This is a genomic window from Dictyoglomus sp. SSW, assembly GCF_055181335.1.
Genome location: NZ_CM143705.1, coordinates 667,672 through 683,068 on the forward strand (window position 1 = coordinate 667,672; position 15,397 = coordinate 683,068).

Genomic DNA, 15,397 nt, shown 5'->3' on the forward strand with positions numbered 1-15,397 from the left:
GGATTGAAAAATGAGCTTTAAAAAAATATCTGTAGTAGGCTTGGGTTATGTAGGACTTCCATTAGCCTTGGAATTTGCAAGAGCTGGAGTTATAGTGCATGGGATTGAGCAAAATCCCAAGAAAGTAGAAATGGTAAATAAAGGTAAATCATATATTGATGATGTGAAAAGTGATGATTTATTACAAGTTGTAAGAAGTGGTAATTTAAAAGCTTATGTTGATTTTGAACCTGTTAAAGATTCTGATGCAGTAATTATATGTGTACCAACTCCTCTTGGTCCTCACAAAGAACCTGATATTTCATACATAGTTAATGTTGCGACTGAGATATCCAAAGAATTAAAAAAAGGCCAGTTAGTTGTCTTAGAAAGTACTACTTATCCTGGTACTACAGAAGAAGTTTTGGTACCAATATTAGAAAAAAGTGGACTGAAAGCAGGAGAAGATTTCTATGTTGCTTTTTCTCCAGAGAGGGTAGATCCCGGAAATAAAAAGTTTACTACAAAAGATATACCAAAAGTGGTTGGAGGAATAAATCAGGTTTCTAATGATAAAGCAGCAGAACTCTACTCCCTAATAGTTTCACAAGTATTTAAGGTTTCTTCGCCTAAAGTGGCAGAAATGGAGAAACTTCTTGAAAATATATTTCGACTTGTAAATATATCTTTCATAAACGAGCTTGCAATATTGTGTAATAAGATGGGTATTGATATATGGGAGGTTATCCAAGCTGCATCAACAAAACCATACGGTTTTATGCCCTTTTATCCTGGACCAGGACTGGGAGGTCACTGCATTCCTATTGATCCCTTTTATCTCTCATGGAAGGCCAAAGAGTATGATTTTGAGGTGAGATTTATAGAGCTTGCTGGAGAAATTAATGATAGTATGCCTAAATATGTAGTACAACTTGTTATGGAAGCACTTAATAAGGATAAAAAATCAGTTAACGGATCAAAGATACTTATTATAGGAGTATCTTACAAACCTAATATTGCAGATCCCAGAGAATCCCCAGCATTAAAGATTATTCCAGAACTTGAAAGACTTGGTGGAGAAGTGGAGTATTATGATCCCTATATATCAGAGATAAAAATAAATGCAAATGGTAACGATAAAGTGTATAGGTCATGCGAATTAACAGAAGAAAAAGTTAAAAATGCTGATTGTATATTAATTGTTACAGATCATGATAATATAGATTATAATACTATATATAATAATGCAAAAAGAATTGTTGATACAAGAAATGCATTGAGAAAAAGAGGAATTGATATAGATGAAAGAGTAATAATCTTGTAAGAGAAGATATCGATGACCTGAAGATGTGGGATGGAATATAATAAGAGAAAACTTAACGAAAAGAAATTTAAAAATTGGGAAGAGTATTTATGGGTAGAAAGTATTGGTATCAAATTAAAGGAAAGGCTGGATGGAGGGCTAAATACGTAAAAGAAGTTTGATATTGATGAGAATACTATAAAGTTTTATCAAGAGATTTATAATGATAAGGGGAATTAACAGAGGTTCACATAAAGTATCCTGAAGATCTTGGCCATAGAAAAGTTAATAAAAATGATGTAAATTAATTAAAATTAGGAGGTTTTTAGTATTTTTATGATAACAAGAAGAGATTTAGCCAAAAAAATTATAGATTATCTTTATAGTAGAATTTCTTTAGATGAGCTTGTGGATTGGGCTGAAAAATGTTTAATGGAAGAAGACTTTGAAGAAAGTTATTTTGATTTAATAAGAGATATTTAGTTATATTGGATTATCTAATGTTCCAGCCTTTGGTCTTGCATGGGAGGATTGTAAAAATTTTTTAGAAAAACTTGGATATGGAGTTCAAATAGAGATATATGAAAAAGTTGGTAATGAATAATAGGTGAATAGGTAATATAGATAAAATGGATAAATTTATAGGACTTATAGGGCTCGGATATTGGGGTAAAAACATATTAAGGAATTTGTATGAACTTAATGTTCTTCATACAGCATGTGACTTTGATGAAAAGGTTATTGAAGAAAGAAAAAAAGATTTTCCAGATGTAAATTACACTCAAAAAGTAGAAGATATTTTTCAAAATCCAGAGATAACTTCTGTAGCTATAGCAACTCCTGCAGTAACTCATTATGAATTGGTCAAAAAAGCTCTATTGTGTGGTAAGGATGTATTTGTAGAAAAACCTATGGCTATATCTGTAAGAGAAGGAGAAGATATAGTTAAGTTGGCGGAAGAAAAGGGAAAAATTCTTATGGTAGGGCACATTTTGCAGTATCATCCAGCTGTAAATAAATTGAAAGAACTGATAAAAAATGGTGCTATAGGTAATATTCTTTATATTTATTCTCATAGATTAAATATAGGGAAGGTTAGAAAGGATGAGAATGCATGGTGGAGTCTTGCCCCTCATGATATATCTTTGATTCTTAGTATAGTAGGTGATATGCCTATTAATATATATTCTCAAGGGTTTGGATTTATAACAAAAGGGGTTGAAGATGGAATTTGGGCATCTCTTGAGTTTAGTAATGGAATTAAAGGACATATATTTGTAAGTTGGTGGCATCCTTTTAAAGAACAAAAATTAGTAGTAATAGGTACAAAAGGTATGATTGTATTTGATGATACCACTAAAGAAAAGTTGTTTTTATACCCTCATAAAGTAGAATTTAATAATGGATACCCTATAGCTAAGAAGGAAGAAATGCAAGTTATTGCTATCGAAAATAATGAACCATTAAAATTAGAGCTTCTTCATTTTATAGAATGTGTTAAAGAAAGGAAAAGACCAATAACAGATGGTTATGAAGGATTAAGGGTATTAGCTGTTCTTGAACAGGCAATAAAGTTGACAAATAAAGGTGAGAGTAGCTTAAATTAAATATGATGGAGGGATATATGTCAAATAATAAACCATATTTTGTACATGAAAGCTCTTATGTGGATGATGGAGTAGAAATAGGAGAAGGTACAAAGATTTGGCACTTTTGTCATATATTAAGTGGAAGTAAAATAGGTAAAAATTGTGTGCTTGGACAAAATGTAATGGTGGGACCAAATGTAAAAATAGGCAATAATGTAAAAATACAAAACAATGTAAGTGTTTATGAAGGAGTAGAAATAGAAGATGATGTATTTTGTGGACCTTCTTGTGTATTTACCAATGTAATAAATCCAAGGGCATTTATTGAGAGGAAGCATGAATTTAGGAAAACATTAGTAAAAAGAGGAGCTACTATTGGTGCGAATGCTACCATAGTATGTGGAGTGACAATAGGAGAATATGCCTTTATAGGAGCAGGAGCAGTAGTGACAAAAGATGTACCGCCATATGCTCTTGTAGTAGGAGTTCCAGCAAGACAGATTGGCTGGGTATGTAAGTGTGGAGCAAGATTGGATTTTAATGAGAATAATGAAGCAATTTGTAAAAGTTGTGGAAATGAATATAGAATGGAAGATAAGAAGATTATTCTAGTAGAAGAAAAAAGTTATAAATAAGATTAGGTATATGAGAGTCAAATTTCTTGCGGATGTAAATGTTGAAAAGGCAATAGTAGATTTAATTCGAGAAATGGGATATAATATCATTTGGATAGCAGAAAGTAATCCTACCATGAGAGATAATGAGGTTTTGGATTTGGCTAAATTATCTCTGATAACAAGTTTAGATTTATACCCTTGAAAGGAGAGAAATAATAATGATAGAGAATCTTTTAGAGCGAATAGAAATGAATCCTCAAATAATGTTGGGGAAACCTGTGATAAAAGGTACAAGGCTTACTGTTGAAATAATATTAGAAAAATTAGCCTATGGTTATACTGAAGAGGATATACTTAAAGAATATCCATTTATTACAAAAGATGATATAAAGGCTTCTCTCCTTTATGCTGCTAAATTACTAGCTCTTGAAGAAGAATATATATTAGGTAAATAAGGATGGAAGTATTTTGTGGACCCTCTTGTGTATTTACCAATGTTAATGAAACTATCATTTCTAAGGTTTTTAATAAATAGATTTAAAATAAAAAATAGTTAACTTTAGGTAGTTAATATAATGATTAATATGGGAGGTTATGAATGAAGGTTTTAGTAACAGGTGGTGCAGGATTTATAGGGTCTAATTTGTGTGAGGCTTTACTTGAAAGAGGATATGAGGTAGTTTGTTTGGATAATTTTATAACAGGAAAGAAAGAAAATATAGAAGAATTTCTTAGAAATTCTAAATTTAAATTAATTGAGGGAGATATTAGAAATATAGAAGTTTGTCTTGAGGCTTGTAAGGGTGTAGATGTTGTTCTTCATCAGGCTGCAGTAGGTTCTGTTCCTCGTTCAATAGAAGATCCTTTAACTACACATCAGTGTAATGCTACAGGTTTTGTGAATATGTTATGGGCAGCATATAAAAATGGAATTAAGCGTTTTGTATATGCTTCTTCGTCTTCTGTTTATGGAGATATTCAAGATTTGCCTAAAGTAGAAGAAAGAATAGGTAAACCTCTCTCTCCTTATGCAGTTTCAAAATATACAAATGAGCTTTATGCTAATGTTTTTTCAAATATTTATGGAATGGAAACTATAGGATTACGTTATTTTAATGTTTTTGGTAAAAAGCAAGATCCCTATGGACCTTATGCAGCAGTTATACCTAAATTTTTTAATGCTTTAATTAATGAAAAATCACCAGTTATTTATGGTGATGGGGAGACTACAAGAGACTTTTGCCATGTGGATAATGTAGTTCAAGCTAATATTCTTGCAATGGAAACAGATAATCCTGAAGCTTTAAATAAAGTATATAATATAGCATATGGAAAGCAAACTTCATTGAATGAACTTTTTAGAATGATAAAAGATGTAATAGTTGAATATCTTAGTAGTAATGGATATAAAGATAAAGCTAAAAGGATTTCAAAAATAGAGCCAATTTATGGGCCATTTAGGAAAGGGGATATAAGACATAGTTTAGCTGATATTTCAAAAGCAATAAAATTGCTAGGGTTTAAACCTAAGATTGACGTGAAGAATGGATTGAAGTTATATCTGTTTTGGTTCTTAAAGATAGAAAGTGTCAAAGAGATAAGTTAACAATAAAAATTAGGTCTATTTAACATGAAAGATTTAGAAAAAATAAAGATTTTATTTATATCTGATAGTTATTCAGGAATTGATTCTTGGCTTATCCATGGACAACAACCTTCTGGTTTACCATCATTTTATATGATACTCAAAAGGTTTATTGAAATTGCTATAGTTTATTTTTTATATCCTTCTAATAAGAATACATCACTATCATTAGGACAGAATTTTATATTTTATAAAATTTATAAACCTCGAAGTAGATATAAATTTTTAAAATTAATAGAACGTTTTTTCCAAATGTTCCAAATTATAGTAATAGGCGCTGTAGTTTGTTTTTTATATAGACCACATATAATATATTCAACTGGTTATATGAGTATACCAGCATCGTTGCTAGGAAAAATATTTGGTATTAAGGTTATTTCAAGAGTTTATGGAACATTTTTATATCAGAAGTTAATTTATAAGTCTTTAAGAAAATTTATAAGCGCATTACCAGAAATATTTTTATTTAAATCACCTGTGGATGTTTTTATTATAACAAATGATGGTACTAAAGGTGATGTGGTAGCTAGGTTGCTTAATATTCCTCCTAAAAAGGTATATTTTTGGATTAATGGTGTTGACAAACCGCTTTTAAGAACTTTAAAAGATAGAGAGTATAAAATAAAGAAAGAAATAAAGAGCGAATTAAATATTCCAGAACATACTTTGATTGTAAGTAGTGTTGGAAGACTTGTTAAATGGAAGAGAATTGATCTTGTTATAAAAGTATTTTCAGAGATGCTAAATAAAAATGCTTTAGTTAGTTCTAGACTTATAATAGTTGGAAGTGGTAGAGAAATGGAGAATCTTAAACAATTATGTCATGATTTAAGTTTGGATTCAAAAGTTTTTTTTACAGGTCAAACTAATCATATTAAGGCATTAGAATACATTGTAGCATCAGATATATTGCTTTTCTTTTATGAATATTCTAATGTAGGAAATGTATTATTAGAATCTTTATCACTCGGTAAGGCTATTATTACTCGTGATACTGGTGATACTGCAAGTTTTATTAAACATGAATTTAATGGATTAATTGTTCCGAATGAATCGGAAGAAGTAATTATATCTTTAGCAAGTAAATATCTTTTTGAACTTCTCCATAATTCAAGTAAGCGGGATGAATTGTCTAGAAATGCAATTTTGTTCGCAGAGGAAAAAATTTGGGATTGGGATGTTAGAATTTCTAAAGAAATAGAGTTAATTAAAAAAATAATAAATAATTGAATTATAAAAATTTGTTTTTCTAAAATTTTAATAAAATATTATTTTTGTTAATTATGAGGGAATGTTTAAATAAATGAAGATTAGTTGTTTTTCATTATTACATCTATGGAATTTTTCTTTGATTTTTAATTCTATTTTTATAATAATTCCTTATCAAGGGATGCATACTTATACTATATTTAGCATACCATTGGGATATATGCTGTTCATTATTACTTTTTTATTTATTATCGTCTTTAATAAATTTAGAATTGAAAAAATTAATTCTCTCATAAGGTATTCAATTTATGGAATTTTATTTTATTGTATGTTTTCAGTTTTAATTGTAAAGAATTATAGGAGTTGGTTTATTTATTTAGTTATGTGGATTTTTTATGTATTATCTTTTCTTTCTTTAATAAGAATATATAATAGGCATATATGTTTAAAAAATTTTATAACTTACTTAAAAAATATAATTTTTACGTTTTCAATTATTTCTCTAATAGGAATATTTCGTTTTTTATTTCTTAAATTTGGAGATGCAAATCCCTGGGCATTTATTAATAAGAATGGATATATTTTTTCAATTGTACCTTTTATACCAATTATCTTAGCTGCAATAGATTATGGAATGTATAAAACTTTTAAATTTTTAATTATCTTTATTATAATTTTTATTAATATTATACTTGTTTTTAGTAGAACAGCCTATATAGGACTTGTATTTAGTTTATTTATGTATTATATTATATATCATATTGTGAATTTTTATAGAATCAACTTGTTAAGTTTGTTAAGGAGAATTTTGAGATTTTTGTTAGTTACAATATTATTGTATATTTTGATGATTAATATACCACACTTCAAAGAAAAAATAATAATTGGTTTTGAGACAGTAAATAAAGTGATCAAATTCGGAGAAATAAAAGAAGGAGAGTCAGATTATAGAAGATATCTATTAATAAAAGAATCGATTAGAATATTTAAAGAACATTGGCTATTAGGAACAGGTTTAGGTTTAGAGAATTATTTATATTATTTTAATGAAAATACTATTCCAGCAAAACCACATAGTTTATATTTATCATATTTAGCAGAATTTGGTCTTATAGGTTTTAGTTTTTTGGTACTGTTTTTGTTTTCAATATTACAAGTATTGTATAAAACTATTTTGTACACTATAGGTAAAAAGGAAGTATATTTATCTATTGGGTTTTTTGTTGGCCATTTGACAATTTTAATTATGTTTTTATTTAATGAATATATAACTGCTCCTTATACATGGTTTTTTTGGGCTACGGCTGTAGCATATAGTTTATTAGTTAGGAAGGAGAGATAAGCGATTAATGTTAGAAATTTCATATTTACCTTTTATAACATTGTTAATAGTTGTTAGAAACGAGAGAAGTTACATACAAAAAAGCCTTAATTCTCTTTTAAATCAGACTTATCCTAAGGAATTAATAGAGATTATTATTGTTGATGGTATGTCTTCCGATGGAACCAGAGAGTTAGTAAAAAAAGTGATAGAGGAACTCAGAAGAACAGGTATTAGTATAAGTATGATAAATAACCCTCAATATATATTAGCCAGTGGATGGAATATAGGTATAAAAAATGCTAAAGGTGAAATTGTCTGTAGAATAGATACCCATAGTGAAATTTATCCAGATTACGTAGAGATAGGAGTTAGAGAACTTTTAAAAAGAAAGGAAGAGAAAGTTGTATGTGTGGGAGGAGTTTTAGAAAATGTAGGAGATGGGAAAATAGGGGAGAGTATTGCAGATCTTTTCTCTTCAAAATTTGGGGTGGGAAATTCTGCCTTTAGAACCGGGGTTAAAGAACCTAAATATACCGATACTGCGGTATTCGGACTTTATTGGAAATGGATATTTGATGAGATTGGATATTTTAATGAAGCATTAAAGAGGAATCAGGATATAGATCTCCACGATAGAATTTTAAAACTAGGTTATAAGTTTCTTACTCATCCAGATATGAAAATAAAATATTATGTAAGAAATAATATTTCAGGACTTATTAAAAAGGCATTTGGAGATGGTTATTGGGTTGTTGCATCTTCAAGATCTTACCTTAGGCATAAAGTTCCTTTTTATTTTGTTCTATATCTTCTATCTTTACTTTTTATTATTCTAATAACTAATTCTACGAATTTACTATGGATCAGATATATATATATGATGCCTTTAATTATATATACTCTTTTTTTATTTTTCTTCTCTATAAAAGATGGTAAATCTCTTATTAGAAAGTTATTGCTCTTGTTCTTATTTCCAATATTTCATATTTCTTACGGATTAGGTTCATTTAAAGCTTTATTGGATAGATATATTTTTGAGAGGGTAAAAGAATGAACTATATCTTCCTTTTTATCTTCTCTCTTCTGGCCACATATCTTTCTATCTTCTTTGGTCGTAAGATAAGAATTATAGATAATCCATCATTCGAAAAGATTCATAGAGTACCTGTGCCAAGAACAGGTGGATTAGGGATATTTTTAACTTTTATTTTAGGACTTGTTTTATTTCCTAATGTTTTAAATTTTTTTGAAATAATATTTCTTAGTTTAATATTTCTTATCGGCTTTATTGATGATATAATTTCTATTCCTCAAAAGATAAAATTTATTATTGAGATTATCTTAGCTGTAATAATAGGCGTTATTAATTCATGGCGATTTACTGGTATAAATATATTAGATATTTTTTTCTCTACTTTTTATATAGTGGGATCAATAAATGCTCTAAATGAGATAGATGGAATGGATGGACTTGCTGGGGGTATTGTTTTGATTGTTTCAATTTTTTTAAGTTATTGGATGAAAGATATAATGTTGGTAGTAGCCTTAGCAGTTTTAGGATTCCTTTTCTTTAATTTTCACCCTGCTAAGATATTTATGGGAGATGGAGGTAGTCTTTTTCTTGGGGCATTTATAGGACTCATAGGTCTCAAAATCTTAAGCTCACATACAAATCTTTCTACACTTGTGGCTCTTATTTTTATTTATAGTATTCCTATATACGATTCTGCTTTAACAATATTAAGACGTTTCTTAGCTGGTAAATCCTTATTTGTTCCAGACTTGGGTCATTTTTATAACAAACTTTACCATATTGTTAATAATTATATTGGTACAGTGTTAATTATTTATCTTATTGCTATTATCAATGGTATTATGGGAATTATATTTTATTTATTAACTCCTATTTTTAGCTTTGTATTTGGAATCGCGATATGGATCATTTTATTATATATAGGATATAAATTAGGATTTTTGAAGAGTTAATAAAAATAAATGACTATTTTTTGAGGTGAAGCTATGGAAAAAATTCCTATGTCTGCTCCTGATTTAGATGAGAATGATATACAGGCGGTTTTAGAAGTTTTAAAATCTGGACGTCTTGCTTTGGGACCTAAGGCAAAAGAGTTTGAAGAATTAATGGCAGATTATATTGGTGTTAAGTATGCAGTGGCAGTAAGCTCTGGTACTGCAGGACTCCATATTTTAGTAAGAGCCTTAGGAATAGGTCTCGGAGATGAAGTTTTAGTACCATCTTTTACTTTTGCTGCAACGGTAAATGCTATTTTGTTTGAGAAGGGGATACCTGTTTTTGTTGATATAGAACCTGAAACTTATAATTTAGATCCAGATGATTTGGAGAGAAAGATTACAAAAAAAACAAAAGCTATCATGGCAGTAGATATTTTTGGTCATCCTGCAGAGTGGGATAGGATTTTAGAAATTGCTGATAAGTATAACTTGAAAATTATAGATGATTCTTGTGAGGCTTTGGGTGCAGAATATAAGGGAAAGAAAATAGGGCAATTTGGAGATGCTGCTTGTTTTGCATTTTATCCTAATAAACAGATGACAACAGGTGAAGGTGGAATAATTGTAACAGATAATCCTGGAATAGCAAAATTGGCAAGGAGCTTAAGAAATCAGGGAAGAGGTGAAATGTCCGCATGGCTTGAACATGAGAGATTGGGTTACAATTATAGGATGGATGAAATGTCCGCAGCTCTTGGAGTTTCACAGTTAAGAAGAATTGAAACATTTTTGGAAAAAAGAGAAAGAGTTGCAAGAATGTATACAGAGAAATTGAGAAAATTCTCATGGGTGAGGCCTCCAATAGTGAAACCGTATGTTCGCATGAGCTGGTTTGTATATGTGATAACATTAAAAGAGGGATTGGATAGGGATGAAATAATAAAAGAATTGGAAAAGGAAGGAATTCCTGCAAGAGGCTATTTTTCTCCTATTCATTTACAGCCCTATATAAGAGAAATGTTTGGAACAAAAGAAGGAATGCTTCCAATTACAGAAAATATTTCAAAAAGAACATTAGCATTACCTTTTCATAACAATTTAAAAGAGGAAGAAATAGAAGAAGTTGTGTCAACTTTGGCAAGAGTTATGGAAAGAAAAACTAATATATTATTATAACCACTAAGGAATAGCAATTACTTTTGAGTGAAGATATTTTATTGAATTTCCATTGTAAATAAGCACTCCTCTTACAGAATTTGGGCTTTCTTTAATAAAGTCTAAAAGATTCTTAATATCTTTCATAGTAGGGTTTTCTGTAAGTTTAATCTCAAAAGCAAGGATTTTTCTTCCCCATTCAATGATGAAATCTACTTCTTTGTCAGATATGGATCTGTAATAATATAGTTTTCCTTTTGGAATAATAAGTTCTGAATATGCTTGAAGATTAAGAAAGAGCACAGACTCAAAGAAATTCCCAAACTCACAAGCAATTTTTAAGCTTTCTTTGTTGTGATATTATGATAGGTAAGCACAAAAAGCAGGATCTATAAAGAATATTTTTAGTGATTTTATAATTCTTTTTAGTCTGTTGGAAAAATTTGCAGGGACTTTTCTAATTATATTTAAGATTTCCATAAGTTTTATATATCTATGAACAGTAGGTTGACTTATTCCTATTTCTCTTGCTATTTCCGTTTGATTAATTATATTTCCACTTCTTAGAGCTAAAGCTGATATAAGTTTTCTAAAATCAAGAAGGTTATCTATTTGAGAGAGAGCTTTAAGATTTCTTTATAAATTATGTTTTTTTATATATCCTTCCCACCATACAAGGATAGATTCTAAATTATTTATATATAATAATGGTAGCATGAAACCTTTTAAGATAAAGGGTATAGGATTAACTCTTTCTAAAGTCTCTTCTTTGGTAAAGTTTTCTTAACATAAATTAAAAGATTTATTTATATAAGATCTTTAATTTATAGATATGTCATAGGGAATATCTCAAAGTAAATAGTTCTTTCTGTAAGACTTTCAGAGATTTCTTTAAGAGTAAGGTATTGTATTTTAATTCATAATCTGAATGATTTTTATTCATGACTTGAATGTTAATACAAATCTTATGGAAAAGCAAACTATTGATTGAAGTAATAAGTAATATGCTATAATTTAAGTTGAGGTGATAGAAATGAGTATAACTGAAGAATTAATAAAGAAGATAGCTAATGATTTAGGTATTGATTTTGAGGATATTACTAAGGAAAGTTTAAAAGCTTTCTTGCAAGAAAAAAGAAGGAGGATAAAAATAGATATTTTAGAGATTCTTGATAGGTATAAAGTAACCTCTTCAAGAGAACTTGAGGAAAAGATCTTTAAAGAAGAAGTGCCAGAACATCCTGCCTGGGAGGACTTAATTCTTTTAGAAAATCTTGAGGAGACACTTAAAATAATTGAAGAAAATATTAGAAATATACCTTAATTTGTTAGATATCATATTAAATGAGTTTAGTTCAATTGTTGAATATGGAGAAATAATTTATACACAGAGTCAAGAACCATTGAAGTTACGCATATACTTTTATGATGAAAGTTTCTTAGATATTTTTTATTCAAAGTCAGGAAAGTATTCATATCATTGGGAGAGAAGATTTATTGATAATTCTATATATAGACACGATAATGCTCCTCATAGAAATTGGGAGAAAGTAAAGACTTTCCCAAAACATTTTCATAATGGTTTAGAGGAAGATGTAATTGAGAGCTATATTTCAGATGATCCTGAGGAGGCAATTAGGGATTTTTTAAATTTTATAAGAGGTAAAATACTGAAAAAGAATGATTTAGGTATTGATTATGGGAATATTTCAGAAAAGAAAGATTAGGATATTTCGTTTCAAAGATAATAAAGAAGAAGTCAAAGATTGTTTTTAGAAGAAAAGATAAAAAATAAATATTCACACAAAATAAGAGACAGATTATATTGAGTGAGAAGCCTTATAAATGGAAAAGAAAAATTGGATATCTTTAACTTAGGAAGCTTAACTTTAAAATTTAGGTAAATACTCCTTAACAGAGAGAACAAAATTTTCTATATCTTTAAGATCTGATTTTATTATTTGATATAGCTCTTTATTGCTAACTAAATGATACATATGGACTAATCTATTTCTATATCCCGCCATTTGAATTAGTTTTTCTCCTAACTTTTTGTCTATTACTCCTATTTCTACTAATCCTTTAGCAATAGATTTATATTCTGAGGAAAGATCTATGTAACCACTTTTTGATAAGATATGCCGTCCAATATCAAAAATGGCTTCTAAAGTTCTTCTCAGAAAACTTTCACAAGCTGCAGGATAAAGATTTTGAGATAAAAAAGTTTCTTCATCTAATTCAGCTAATTTATATAGTTCTTTTAGAAATGAGTCTATCATTAATAATCTTTCATTTATAAAATTCTTATTTATCATTTTTTAACCTTGTATTTTTCAAATGCTTCCTCATAGAATTTATCTAACACATATTTGAAATCTGCTGATTTTCTCAGTATCATCATTTCATAATTTTCTTTAAAATCATCAGAGATGCTGTATACACATATTCCCTTTATAGCTTCAAACTGGAAAACTGAATGGCATTCCTGAAGAAAAACTAAATCCAATTTGTAGGGTTTAAATATATCTTCCATTTCATTATATATATTTGCGTACAGTTTGTATCTTTCTGGTATATCATCAATATTTTTATCAAATACTATTCCTACATCTATATCTGCCAATGGATCTTTTATTTTTACCTCTTCATTTTTTAAAATCTTTAATGCATTATCTTTCTGACTTCCAAAAAGATAGCAAAGGGCAATATTGTATTTTTTACAAATCTTTATAAGCTCTTGAAGTTTATCCATATTAATATTCTCCTCAATTAGATTATATCATAAGCAAATTTTAACTTATAATTACCTCTTTTATGGAGATTTGAAAAGTAAAAATAAGCTAATCTCTTTTTCTTTCCTCTATCTTTTTATATAACTAATCCCCCTGTTTTCAACCTTATTTATATTTTGAACAGTCTCAATTTATACTATACATTTGTAATTATTTTGTTTAAGTTAGAAAACTTTTCCTTAATAGAATATTGTTGTTTGAAATTATCTAATATCATCCCAACTTTCTGTTCAATCAAACAGATATAATCTCCTACTCTTTTGAATCGCATGGCCTCGCCTAGCCAAAGAAACATATCTATTGCTGCTATTATAGGGATTACAATAAAAAAATTAACAAAACAACAGCATGTTGTTTATTCCATTGGGTAAAACCTACTGATATAAGAATACCTAAAATAGCAGCACCCCAACTTAGGGCACTAAACATATTAATACTTGCCTACTTACTTTCTTCTCTTAGACTTTTATATTCTTCTGCAAGTATTGATAAATATTGTTTTAGATCATCCATTAAAATACCTCCTTCTAATAGAATATTATCATTAAAACTATATTTTATTTTATCAAATCAATAAGTTCCATATTACTTAGATATTTTTGATATATCATTTGTTCTAAATTTTAGTTTAACTTTAATTTTAGAATCACTTTCTAATTCTTCCTCCAAAGTAGATGAGCCTGAAAGAATAAATTTCATCTTTCTCTGAGTTTTATCTACAGTGTTTTTTAAAGCTAAAAGAATATTAGGAAACCTTTTGAGGTTCATCTATAATGATTTTTTTTAGATCCTATTCATAAATAGTAAGGGATTATATTTTAATTCATAATTTGAATGATTTTTATTCGTAACTTGTTATTGTATTAATGTCATAATTAATGTGCTATAATTTAAATTGAGATGAATTAACATAATTTTCATTTTTTTTGAATAGAATAAAAGGGGTGAAATAATGAGTATATTAAAAAAGATTCCAAAAGAAGAACTGAAAGCTATTCTTCTTAGAGAGTATAAGAGAAGATTTCGTTTGTATAAAATTGTAGATGAGAAAATGAAGAAGAAATATAATATGTCATTTGAAGAATTTGAGAGGATGGGTATAGTGAAAGAAAAGGGGTACTCTTGGGATGTAGAAAATGATGCTATGGAGTGGGAACACGCTATTGAGGGAATTAGATATATACAAGAGAAGATAAAAGAATTAACATCTGAATGACAATTGATGAAATATTAAAAAATATATATAGCTTGAAAGTTAAATATGATTTAAATCTTCTCTTCTTAGATTATACTGATATAACACTTTTATGTAGATTAGGATTTTCTTATGATATTTTTATTCAGATTTATGTGAATATTAGAAAAAACAAAGTTAATTTGGCTTTAGTAGTAAAAGATAATAGGATTTATGGAATAGATAGAGAAGGTGGATTTATGCATGAACATCCAATAGAAAGTCCTGAGCTTCATATCCCTCATGAGTCTGAGGTATCCATTGAAGATTTTATAATAAAGAGTATAGATATTTTAGAGAATTTAGGTTTATTGTGAATACTTAATAAAGAATTACTAATAGAAAAGTAGGAAACTATATTTCTATACTTTTAAACTTATCTGCCAAAATTGTATTTTAAATTAGTGATGCTATAAAGTTTTTAGACCTTTTAGATTGGAAGTAGGATACTTTAGAATTCATGCTTCTGTTAACCATCTCCCTCATACTTCTTCCTCTTCTACATACCTTTCTCATTTCTTTTCTGTAAAACCCCCAGCTTAGCATACAGGTTATCAGATGTAATGTGCTATAATTTAA

At 28.5% G+C, this 15,397-nt stretch carries 18 protein-coding genes and 3 pseudogenes; 17 read left to right on the forward strand and 4 right to left on the reverse strand.

Annotated features, from left to right (window positions below; all coding sequences use genetic code 11):
• The first annotated feature begins 10 nt into the window (after nucleotides 1-10).
• The 13 genes and pseudogenes from ACY3JM_RS03130 to ACY3JM_RS03190 all read left to right on the forward strand — a co-directional run bounded on the left by ACY3JM_RS03130 (nucleotide 11) and on the right by ACY3JM_RS03190 (nucleotide 10,813).
• Complete coding sequence (locus tag ACY3JM_RS03130) at nucleotides 11-1,303, forward strand: nucleotide sugar dehydrogenase (RefSeq protein ID WP_463111696.1); 1,293 nt, start codon at nucleotides 11-13, stop codon at nucleotides 1,301-1,303.
• A gap of 315 nt (nucleotides 1,304-1,618) precedes the next feature.
• Nucleotides 1,619-1,765 (forward strand): hypothetical protein, encoded by a 147-nt coding sequence (locus ACY3JM_RS03135; RefSeq protein ID WP_463082638.1) that lies wholly within the window; start codon nucleotides 1,619-1,621, stop codon nucleotides 1,763-1,765.
• Nucleotides 1,766-1,911: 146 nt separating this feature from the next.
• On the forward strand, nucleotides 1,912-2,889 hold the full coding sequence (locus ACY3JM_RS03140) for a Gfo/Idh/MocA family protein (RefSeq protein WP_463082637.1): 978 nt from the start codon (nucleotides 1,912-1,914) through the stop codon (nucleotides 2,887-2,889).
• A gap of 17 nt (nucleotides 2,890-2,906) precedes the next feature.
• Nucleotides 2,907-3,122, forward strand: a pseudogene (locus ACY3JM_RS03145) (DapH/DapD/GlmU-related protein); the annotation flags it as partial.
• A 123-nt stretch (nucleotides 3,123-3,245) separates the two neighbouring features.
• Nucleotides 3,246-3,368: pseudogene (locus tag ACY3JM_RS03150) on the forward strand (N-acetyltransferase); the annotation flags it as partial.
• A 148-nt stretch (nucleotides 3,369-3,516) separates the two neighbouring features.
• The gene (locus tag ACY3JM_RS03155; protein WP_463082636.1) at nucleotides 3,517-3,690 is read left to right on the forward strand and encodes a DUF5615 family PIN-like protein; all 174 of its coding nucleotides are present in this window, start codon (nucleotides 3,517-3,519) and stop codon (nucleotides 3,688-3,690) included.
• Between the two features lie 16 nt (nucleotides 3,691-3,706).
• Nucleotides 3,707-3,943, forward strand: a complete 237-nt coding sequence (locus ACY3JM_RS03160; RefSeq protein WP_463111697.1) for a DUF433 domain-containing protein — start codon at nucleotides 3,707-3,709, stop codon at nucleotides 3,941-3,943.
• A gap of 143 nt (nucleotides 3,944-4,086) precedes the next feature.
• Nucleotides 4,087-5,094, forward strand: a complete 1,008-nt coding sequence (locus tag ACY3JM_RS03165) for an SDR family oxidoreductase (protein ID WP_463111698.1) — start codon at nucleotides 4,087-4,089, stop codon at nucleotides 5,092-5,094.
• A gap of 24 nt (nucleotides 5,095-5,118) precedes the next feature.
• Complete coding sequence (locus ACY3JM_RS03170) at nucleotides 5,119-6,363, forward strand: glycosyltransferase family 4 protein (protein WP_463111699.1); 1,245 nt, start codon at nucleotides 5,119-5,121, stop codon at nucleotides 6,361-6,363.
• Between the two features lie 307 nt (nucleotides 6,364-6,670).
• Nucleotides 6,671-7,684, forward strand: coding sequence for an O-antigen ligase family protein (locus tag ACY3JM_RS03175; protein WP_463111700.1), 1,014 nt, complete (start codon nucleotides 6,671-6,673; stop codon nucleotides 7,682-7,684).
• 7 nt (nucleotides 7,685-7,691) lie between these two features.
• Nucleotides 7,692-8,720, forward strand: coding sequence for a glycosyltransferase family 2 protein (locus ACY3JM_RS03180; RefSeq protein ID WP_463111701.1), 1,029 nt, complete (start codon nucleotides 7,692-7,694; stop codon nucleotides 8,718-8,720).
• A complete protein-coding gene (locus ACY3JM_RS03185; protein ID WP_463111702.1) occupies nucleotides 8,717-9,652 on the forward strand; it encodes a glycosyltransferase family 4 protein in 936 nt (311 codons plus the stop codon). The genes ACY3JM_RS03180 and ACY3JM_RS03185 overlap by 4 nt, the downstream gene beginning before the upstream one ends.
• A gap of 33 nt (nucleotides 9,653-9,685) precedes the next feature.
• Nucleotides 9,686-10,813 carry a DegT/DnrJ/EryC1/StrS family aminotransferase gene (locus ACY3JM_RS03190; protein ID WP_463111703.1) on the forward strand — a complete coding sequence of 376 codons (1,128 nt, stop codon included), beginning with the start codon at nucleotides 9,686-9,688 and terminating at the stop codon, nucleotides 10,811-10,813.
• A gap of 3 nt (nucleotides 10,814-10,816) precedes the next feature.
• Here ACY3JM_RS03190 and ACY3JM_RS03195 read toward each other — a convergent pair.
• Nucleotides 10,817-11,413, reverse strand: a pseudogene (locus ACY3JM_RS03195) (ATP-binding protein); the annotation flags it as partial.
• A gap of 412 nt (nucleotides 11,414-11,825) precedes the next feature.
• On the opposite strand from ACY3JM_RS03195, the gene ACY3JM_RS03200 reads away from it, so the two are divergent.
• Together ACY3JM_RS03200 and ACY3JM_RS03205 are read left to right on the forward strand one after the other, a co-directional pair.
• Entirely contained in the window at nucleotides 11,826-12,116 is a 291-nt protein-coding gene (locus ACY3JM_RS03200) for a hypothetical protein (RefSeq protein ID WP_463082626.1), read from the forward strand.
• The gene (locus ACY3JM_RS03205; RefSeq protein WP_463111704.1) at nucleotides 12,088-12,519 is read left to right on the forward strand and encodes a toxin-antitoxin system TumE family protein; all 432 of its coding nucleotides are present in this window, start codon (nucleotides 12,088-12,090) and stop codon (nucleotides 12,517-12,519) included. The genes ACY3JM_RS03200 and ACY3JM_RS03205 overlap by 29 nt, the downstream gene beginning before the upstream one ends.
• Nucleotides 12,520-12,681: 162 nt before the next feature.
• On the opposite strand, the gene hepT is transcribed toward ACY3JM_RS03205, so the two are convergent.
• The 3 genes from hepT to ACY3JM_RS03220 form a co-directional block, all read right to left on the reverse strand.
• Nucleotides 12,682-13,107 carry a type VII toxin-antitoxin system HepT family RNase toxin gene (hepT, locus tag ACY3JM_RS03210; protein ID WP_463111705.1) on the reverse strand — a complete coding sequence of 142 codons (426 nt, stop codon included), beginning with the start codon at nucleotides 13,105-13,107 and terminating at the stop codon, nucleotides 12,682-12,684.
• Entirely contained in the window at nucleotides 13,104-13,544 is a 441-nt protein-coding gene (locus ACY3JM_RS03215) for a nucleotidyltransferase domain-containing protein (RefSeq protein WP_463111706.1), read from the reverse strand. Before ACY3JM_RS03215 ends, hepT begins: the two co-directional genes overlap by 4 nt.
• 625 nt (nucleotides 13,545-14,169) lie before the next feature.
• Nucleotides 14,170-14,352 (reverse strand): hypothetical protein, encoded by a 183-nt coding sequence (locus ACY3JM_RS03220; RefSeq protein WP_463082622.1) that lies wholly within the window; start codon nucleotides 14,350-14,352, stop codon nucleotides 14,170-14,172.
• A gap of 184 nt (nucleotides 14,353-14,536) precedes the next feature.
• Between ACY3JM_RS03220 and ACY3JM_RS03225 the strand changes: the two genes are divergently transcribed.
• Both ACY3JM_RS03225 and ACY3JM_RS03230 read left to right on the forward strand, forming a co-directional pair.
• Entirely contained in the window at nucleotides 14,537-14,800 is a 264-nt protein-coding gene (locus tag ACY3JM_RS03225; protein ID WP_463082621.1) for a hypothetical protein, read from the forward strand.
• Nucleotides 14,797-15,135 (forward strand): hypothetical protein, encoded by a 339-nt coding sequence (locus tag ACY3JM_RS03230; protein WP_463082620.1) that lies wholly within the window; start codon nucleotides 14,797-14,799, stop codon nucleotides 15,133-15,135. The genes ACY3JM_RS03225 and ACY3JM_RS03230 overlap by 4 nt, the downstream gene beginning before the upstream one ends.
• Nucleotides 15,136-15,397 lie beyond the last annotated feature (262 nt).

Coding starts and splice junctions, on each gene's coding strand:
- ACY3JM_RS03130 (WP_463111696.1), top strand. CDS start 11: ATGAGCTTTAAAAAAATATCTGTAGTAGGCTTGGGTTATGTAGGACTT.
- ACY3JM_RS03135 (WP_463082638.1), top strand. CDS start 1,619: ATGATAACAAGAAGAGATTTAGCCAAAAAAATTATAGATTATCTTTAT.
- ACY3JM_RS03140 (WP_463082637.1), top strand. CDS start 1,912: ATGGATAAATTTATAGGACTTATAGGGCTCGGATATTGGGGTAAAAAC.
- ACY3JM_RS03155 (WP_463082636.1), top strand. CDS start 3,517: ATGAGAGTCAAATTTCTTGCGGATGTAAATGTTGAAAAGGCAATAGTA.
- ACY3JM_RS03160 (WP_463111697.1), top strand. CDS start 3,707: ATGATAGAGAATCTTTTAGAGCGAATAGAAATGAATCCTCAAATAATG.
- ACY3JM_RS03165 (WP_463111698.1), top strand. CDS start 4,087: ATGAAGGTTTTAGTAACAGGTGGTGCAGGATTTATAGGGTCTAATTTG.
- ACY3JM_RS03170 (WP_463111699.1), top strand. CDS start 5,119: ATGAAAGATTTAGAAAAAATAAAGATTTTATTTATATCTGATAGTTAT.
- ACY3JM_RS03175 (WP_463111700.1), top strand. CDS start 6,671: ATGTTTTCAGTTTTAATTGTAAAGAATTATAGGAGTTGGTTTATTTAT.
- ACY3JM_RS03180 (WP_463111701.1), top strand. CDS start 7,692: ATGTTAGAAATTTCATATTTACCTTTTATAACATTGTTAATAGTTGTT.
- ACY3JM_RS03185 (WP_463111702.1), top strand. CDS start 8,717: ATGAACTATATCTTCCTTTTTATCTTCTCTCTTCTGGCCACATATCTT.
- ACY3JM_RS03190 (WP_463111703.1), top strand. CDS start 9,686: ATGGAAAAAATTCCTATGTCTGCTCCTGATTTAGATGAGAATGATATA.
- ACY3JM_RS03200 (WP_463082626.1), top strand. CDS start 11,826: ATGAGTATAACTGAAGAATTAATAAAGAAGATAGCTAATGATTTAGGT.
- hepT (WP_463111705.1), bottom strand. CDS start 13,107: ATGATAAATAAGAATTTTATAAATGAAAGATTATTAATGATAGACTCA.
- ACY3JM_RS03215 (WP_463111706.1), bottom strand. CDS start 13,544: ATGGATAAACTTCAAGAGCTTATAAAGATTTGTAAAAAATACAATATT.
- ACY3JM_RS03220 (WP_463082622.1), bottom strand. CDS start 14,352: ATGAACCTCAAAAGGTTTCCTAATATTCTTTTAGCTTTAAAAAACACT.
- ACY3JM_RS03225 (WP_463082621.1), top strand. CDS start 14,537: ATGAGTATATTAAAAAAGATTCCAAAAGAAGAACTGAAAGCTATTCTT.
- ACY3JM_RS03230 (WP_463082620.1), top strand. CDS start 14,797: ATGACAATTGATGAAATATTAAAAAATATATATAGCTTGAAAGTTAAA.